Annotated in this window: 4 protein-coding genes; all 4 read left to right on the plus strand. The window is 72.4% G+C overall.

All coding sequences use genetic code 11. The features are described from left to right. Positions 1-620 (plus strand): S-methyl-5-thioribose-1-phosphate isomerase (locus H0X00_RS21490; RefSeq protein ID WP_293774682.1); only part of this gene is annotated, 620 nt, incomplete at its 5' end. A gap of 50 nt (positions 621-670) precedes the next feature. Next, complete coding sequence (gene mtrA / locus H0X00_RS21495) at positions 671-1,348, plus strand: MtrAB system response regulator MtrA (protein WP_293774685.1); 678 nt, start codon at positions 671-673, stop codon at positions 1,346-1,348. A gap of 3 nt (positions 1,349-1,351) precedes the next feature. Beyond that, positions 1,352-3,070, plus strand: coding sequence for an MtrAB system histidine kinase MtrB (mtrB, locus tag H0X00_RS21500; protein ID WP_293774688.1), 1,719 nt, complete (start codon positions 1,352-1,354; stop codon positions 3,068-3,070). Further along, the gene (locus H0X00_RS21505) at positions 3,063-4,784 is read left to right on the plus strand and encodes an LpqB family beta-propeller domain-containing protein (RefSeq protein ID WP_293774689.1); all 1,722 of its coding nucleotides are present in this window, start codon (positions 3,063-3,065) and stop codon (positions 4,782-4,784) included. The genes mtrB and H0X00_RS21505 overlap by 8 nt, the downstream gene beginning before the upstream one ends. The last annotated feature ends 206 nt before the right edge of the window (positions 4,785-4,990 follow it).

Genomic DNA, 4,990 nt, shown 5'->3' on the forward strand with positions numbered 1-4,990 from the left:
CCCATGGCCTGACGCTGGTGCCGGCCGGGGCGCGCATCCTCACCCACTGCAACACCGGGGCTCTCGCGGTCGGTGGGACCGGCAGCGCGTTCGCGGTCGCGCTCGCCGCGCACCGGGCCGGCCGTCTGGTCCAGCTCTGGGTGGACGAGACCCGACCGCTGCTGCAGGGTTCGCGCCTGACCGCCTACGAGGCGCGGCGCAACGGCCTCCCGCACAGCGTGCTGCCGGACTCCGCCGCGGCCGCGCTGATGGCCTCGGGCCAGGTCGACCTGATCATCACCGGGGCCGACCGGGTCGCCGCTGACGGCTCGGTCGCGAACAAGGTGGGCACCTACTCCCTGGCGGTGCTCGCCGCCCATCACGGGATCCCGTTCGTGGTGGTGGCGCCGCGGAGCAGCGTCGACCTGACCACTCCGGACGGCGCCGCGATCCCGCTCGAGCAGCGCGCGGCCGAGGAGGTCACCCGGCACGCCGGCGTCGAGGTCGCCCCGCCGGGCACCACCGCGTTCAATCCCGCCTTCGACGTGACGCCTCCGAGCCTGGTGACCGCGCTGGTGACCGAGGTCGGGGTGGTCCGCCCTGTCAACCGGGAGGGCCTGCTGCGCGTCATGGAGATGTGACGACACGTCTGACGAGCGCAAAACCAAGCTTTCGATGCAACGATGGGCGCATGAAGGGTCGCGTACTGGTGGTCGATGACGACACCGCCCTGGCCGAAATGCTCACCATCGTGCTGCGCAGTGAGGGCTTCGAGCCCTTCGTCTGCGGCGACGGGGACCAGGCGCTGGCCGCCTTCCGCGAGTTCAAGCCCGACCTGGTGCTGCTCGATCTGATGCTCCCGGGCCGGGACGGCATCGACGTCTGCCGCGCGCTGCGCGCGGAATCCGGCGTCCCGATCGTCATGCTCACCGCCAAGACCGACACCATTGACGTGGTGTTGGGTCTGGAGTCCGGTGCGGACGATTACGTGGTCAAGCCGTTCAAGCCCAAGGAGCTGGTAGCCCGGGTCCGGGCCCGGCTGCGCCGTCAGGAGGACCCGACCCCGGCCTCGCTGAGCATCGCCGACCTGGAGATCGACGTCGCCGGGCACTCGGTCAAGCGGGCCGGGATGGCGATCGCACTGACCCCGCTGGAGTTCGACCTGCTGGTCGCCCTGGCCCGCAAGCCCTGGCAGGTCTTCACCCGTGAGGTGCTGCTCGAGCAGGTCTGGGGCTACCGGCATGCGGCGGACACCCGGCTGGTGAACGTGCACGTGCAGCGCCTGCGCTCGAAGATCGAGCACGACCCGGAGCGCCCCGAGATCGTCGTCACCGTGCGCGGCGTCGGTTACAAGGCGGGGCCCGCGTAAGACATGAACAGCACCGCGGCGGCGCGGGGAGCGCCCAGGCGGGTGTGGTCCGGCATCCGCCAGGCCGTCCGCCGGGTGCTGCGTACCTGGCGTCGGTCGATTCTGTTCCGGGTGGTCGGCGCCACCCTGGTGCTCTCGGTGGCGGTCCTCGTGGTCGTCGGCCAACTGGTGCTCACCGGGGTCCGGGACGGCCTGCTCGACGCGAAGGTGGCGGCGTCGCTGGCCCGGGCCGAGGCCGGTTTCCAGAGTGCCAAGGCACAGCTGACCACCGAGGAGGCGGGCCAGGCCGACCCGGGGCAGTTGCTCACCCAGGTGGTCTTCGACCTCGGCCGGCAGGCCGGTAGCACCGACCTGTACGACGTCGTCCTCATGCCTTCGCCGGCCACCGACACCACGACGCCGGCCGGCCGTGGTCTGCGCATCACCGGGGTCGGGGTCAACACCATCCCGAGCTCGCTGGTCCAGGTGCTCTCCGACCAGCCGGACACCGTGATCTCCAGGTTCGTCCCGCTCTGCTACGGCGAGCTCGGCGACCCCTGCCCGGCCCCCAGCCGAGACACCGACCCCGGACTCGCGGTCGGTCAGCAGCTACGTCTCGCCGGTGACGCCGGGTCCTACCAGCTCTACTTCGTCTTCCCGCTGACCGAGGAGCGGAAGACGGTCAACCTGGTCCGCGGTCGCCTGATCCTCGGCGGCGGGGCGATGACCTTGCTCCTGGCCGCGATCGCGTTCCTGGTCGCCCGCAGTGTGGTCCGCCCGGTCCGCGCCGCCGCGAAGGTGGCCGAACGTCTCGCGTCCGGTCGGCTCTCTGAGCGGATGACCGAGAAGGGCGAGGACGAACTGGCCCGGCTGGCCTCCTCGTTCAACGAGATGGCCTCCGCGTTGGCCCGCCAGATCCGTCAGCTGGAGGACCTGTCCCGGCTGCAGCGCAGGTTCGTCTCCGATGTCTCGCACGAGCTGCGCACGCCGCTCACCACGATCCGGATGGCGGCGGACGTCCTGCATTCCTCCCGCGGCGACTTCGCCGCCCCGGTGGCCCGCTCCGCGGAACTGATGCACGCTCAGGTCGAGCGGTTCGAGTCCATGCTGACCGAGCTGTTGGAGATCAGCCGGTTCGACGCGGGCGCCGCGGTTCTCGACGCCGACCCGGTCGACCTGCGTGACGTGGTCCGCCGGGTCGTCGAGGCCACCGAGCCGATCGCGAGCGAGCAGTACAGCAGCCGAATCCGGCTCGACCTGCCGGAGCAGGAGTGCATCGCCGAGGTGGACAGCCGCCGGATCGAGCGGATCGTGCGCAACCTGCTGCTGAATGCCCTCGAGCACGGGGAGGGCCGGGACGTCCAGGTCCGGGTGGCCGCCGACGAGACCGCGGTCGCGATCGCGGTCCGCGACCACGGCGTCGGGCTGCGGCCGGGGGAGGCCTCGCTGGCCTTCAACCGGTTCTGGCGGGCCGACCCCTCGCGCACCCGGCGCAGCGGTGGCACCGGACTGGGCCTGTCGATCTCCCGCGAGGACGCCCGGCTGCACGGCGGCTGGCTGCAGGCCTGGGGCGAGCCCCGGGCCGGGGCCCAGTTCCGCCTCACGGTGCCGCGGATCGAGGGCAAGGTGTTGAGCACCTCGCCGCTGCCGCTGGAGCCCCCTGACCGCGGCGTCGCGGCCGGGACGGACCCGGCGGGCACTCCCGAGGATCTGCAGCACGCCGGACGGGGGCCCGATGTCTAGGCGAACTCTGATCGCGTTGGTCGCGCTCTCGGCGGCCCTGTCCTCGGTGCTGTCCGGGTGTGCGGACATCCCGACCACCGGCGACCCGGAGACGGTCAAGGCCCAGGGCGCCCCCGCGCAGTCCGTGCCGCAGGTGCGGGTGATCGCGCAGGGCCCGCGCCCGGCGGACAGCCAGATCTCGATCGTCTCCGGTTTTCTGGAGGCCTCCGGCACCACCGAGGAGGGCTTCGCGACGGCGCGCAAGTTCCTGACCCCGGACGGATCGGCTCGCTGGGCCGCGCGCGAGATCACCATCTATGACCAGGACGAGTTCTCGCTGGTCGAGCGCACCGGCGACCGTGTGGTGCTCGCGACCCGGGCCGTCGGCCGGGTGGACTACCAGGGGGTCTACCTGGCCGAATCCAGCAAGCGCGCCGTCCAGGTGTCGTTCCAGTTGGCCCGGATGGGCGTCGATTGGCGGATCGCGAGCCCGCCGCCGGGGCTCCTGGTCTCGCAGCAGGACTTCGAGCGCGAGTACCGCCAGATCGACAACTACTTCATCGCCCGGCCGCCGCGAACCTCCGTGCTGGTGCCGGACCCGGTCTACACCGCGCGCACCCAGGTCTCGCCGACCGCGAGGGTGGAGTCCCTGCTGCGCGGTCCTTCCCGGTGGCTGAGCGCTGTCGCGATGACCGCGGCTCCGAGCGGGGCCGAGCTGGCCGAACCGGTCACCATCCTCTCCGGAGTGGCGCTGGTGCGGCTGACTCCGGAGTCGGTGCCGATCGAAGGTGTCGCACGAGATCTGATGCTGGCTCAGATCGTGATGACGCTGACCCAGGACCCGGAAATCAACCAGGTGGAGATCCGCGCCGCCGGGCAGCCGGCGCTGTCCTTCGGGGACGCCGGGAACACGACCCTGCGCCGCCAGGACGTCGTCCCCTATCTGCCCGCCGACCTCCGCCCGCCGCCGCCGCCCGCGTACTTCGTCCGCGACGGTGCCGCCTTCACCGTGGGGCTGGGCGTCAGCCCCGGCCCGCTCCCGGCCGAGACCGAGCTGGCCGAGATCGCGGTCGCCCCGGGTGGGGTCGGCCTGCTGGCCGGTATCTCGGAGGACCGGACGACCCTGTGGACCGCGCGCGCCGACCAGCCCAAGGAACTCACGGTCCGCGCCCGCGGGGTGAACCTGCGCTCGCTCTCCTTCGACGGCGACGGCGACCTGTGGGTCGTCGAGGGCGTCGCCAGATCGACCGTGGTGCGCCGCTATCCGCCGACCGGAGAAGCGTTGCGGGTCGCCTCGAGCGGGTTCGAGGCCCGGCAGATCTCCCGGCTGCGGGTGGCCGCGGACGGGGTCCGGGTCGCCATGGTGCTCGACACGATCGAGGGCGCCCAGGTCTACATCGCGCAGGCGTCGGAGAGCGCGAGCGGACTGCGCATCGCGGCCCCGCGCCGGATGGCCGCTGCGCTCTCGGATCCGCGCTCGGTGGACTGGGCCGACCCGGGACACCTGGTGGTGCTCGCCGCCCCGCCCAACGCGCAGGTGCAGCCGTTCGAGGTCTCCCTCAGCGGGCCGATCGAACCGTTCGCCGGCACGCCCCCGCCCGGGATGACCGAGGTGAGCGTCACCTTCGGGCAGCCCGCGATCGCGGCGACGAAGAAGAACGAGATCTACCGGCTGCGGGAGGACGGCACCTGGTTCAAGGAAGGGCCCGGCACCGCACCGACCTACCCGGGCTGACCGTCCCCAGCGGGCCGTCATCCACAGCGGGCCAGGGGGTGCCGGCCCGTCCACAGCCGGGCCGGTGCCGACCCAGGCCGTCGGTCCGGCCGGGCAGGCTCGCCCGATGTGGTCCGACCTGCGCGTCACGCTCACCGACCTGCTGCTGCCGGCGCCGTGCGCGGGCTGCGGCACGACCTCGGCCGCCTCGGTGTGCCCGTCCTGCC

Origin of the sequence: Sporichthya sp. (assembly GCF_013815995.1) — a bacterium.
Classification (GTDB): Bacteria; Actinomycetota; Actinomycetes; order Sporichthyales; family Sporichthyaceae; genus Sporichthya.

Excerpts from the sequence above, each read along its gene's own strand:
- H0X00_RS21505 (WP_293774689.1), top strand. The coding sequence starts at position 3,063 with ATGTCTAGGCGAACTCTGATCGCGTTGGTCGCGCTCTCGGCGGCCCTG.
- mtrA (WP_293774685.1), top strand. The coding sequence starts at position 671 with ATGAAGGGTCGCGTACTGGTGGTCGATGACGACACCGCCCTGGCCGAA.
- mtrB (WP_293774688.1), top strand. The coding sequence starts at position 1,352 with ATGAACAGCACCGCGGCGGCGCGGGGAGCGCCCAGGCGGGTGTGGTCC.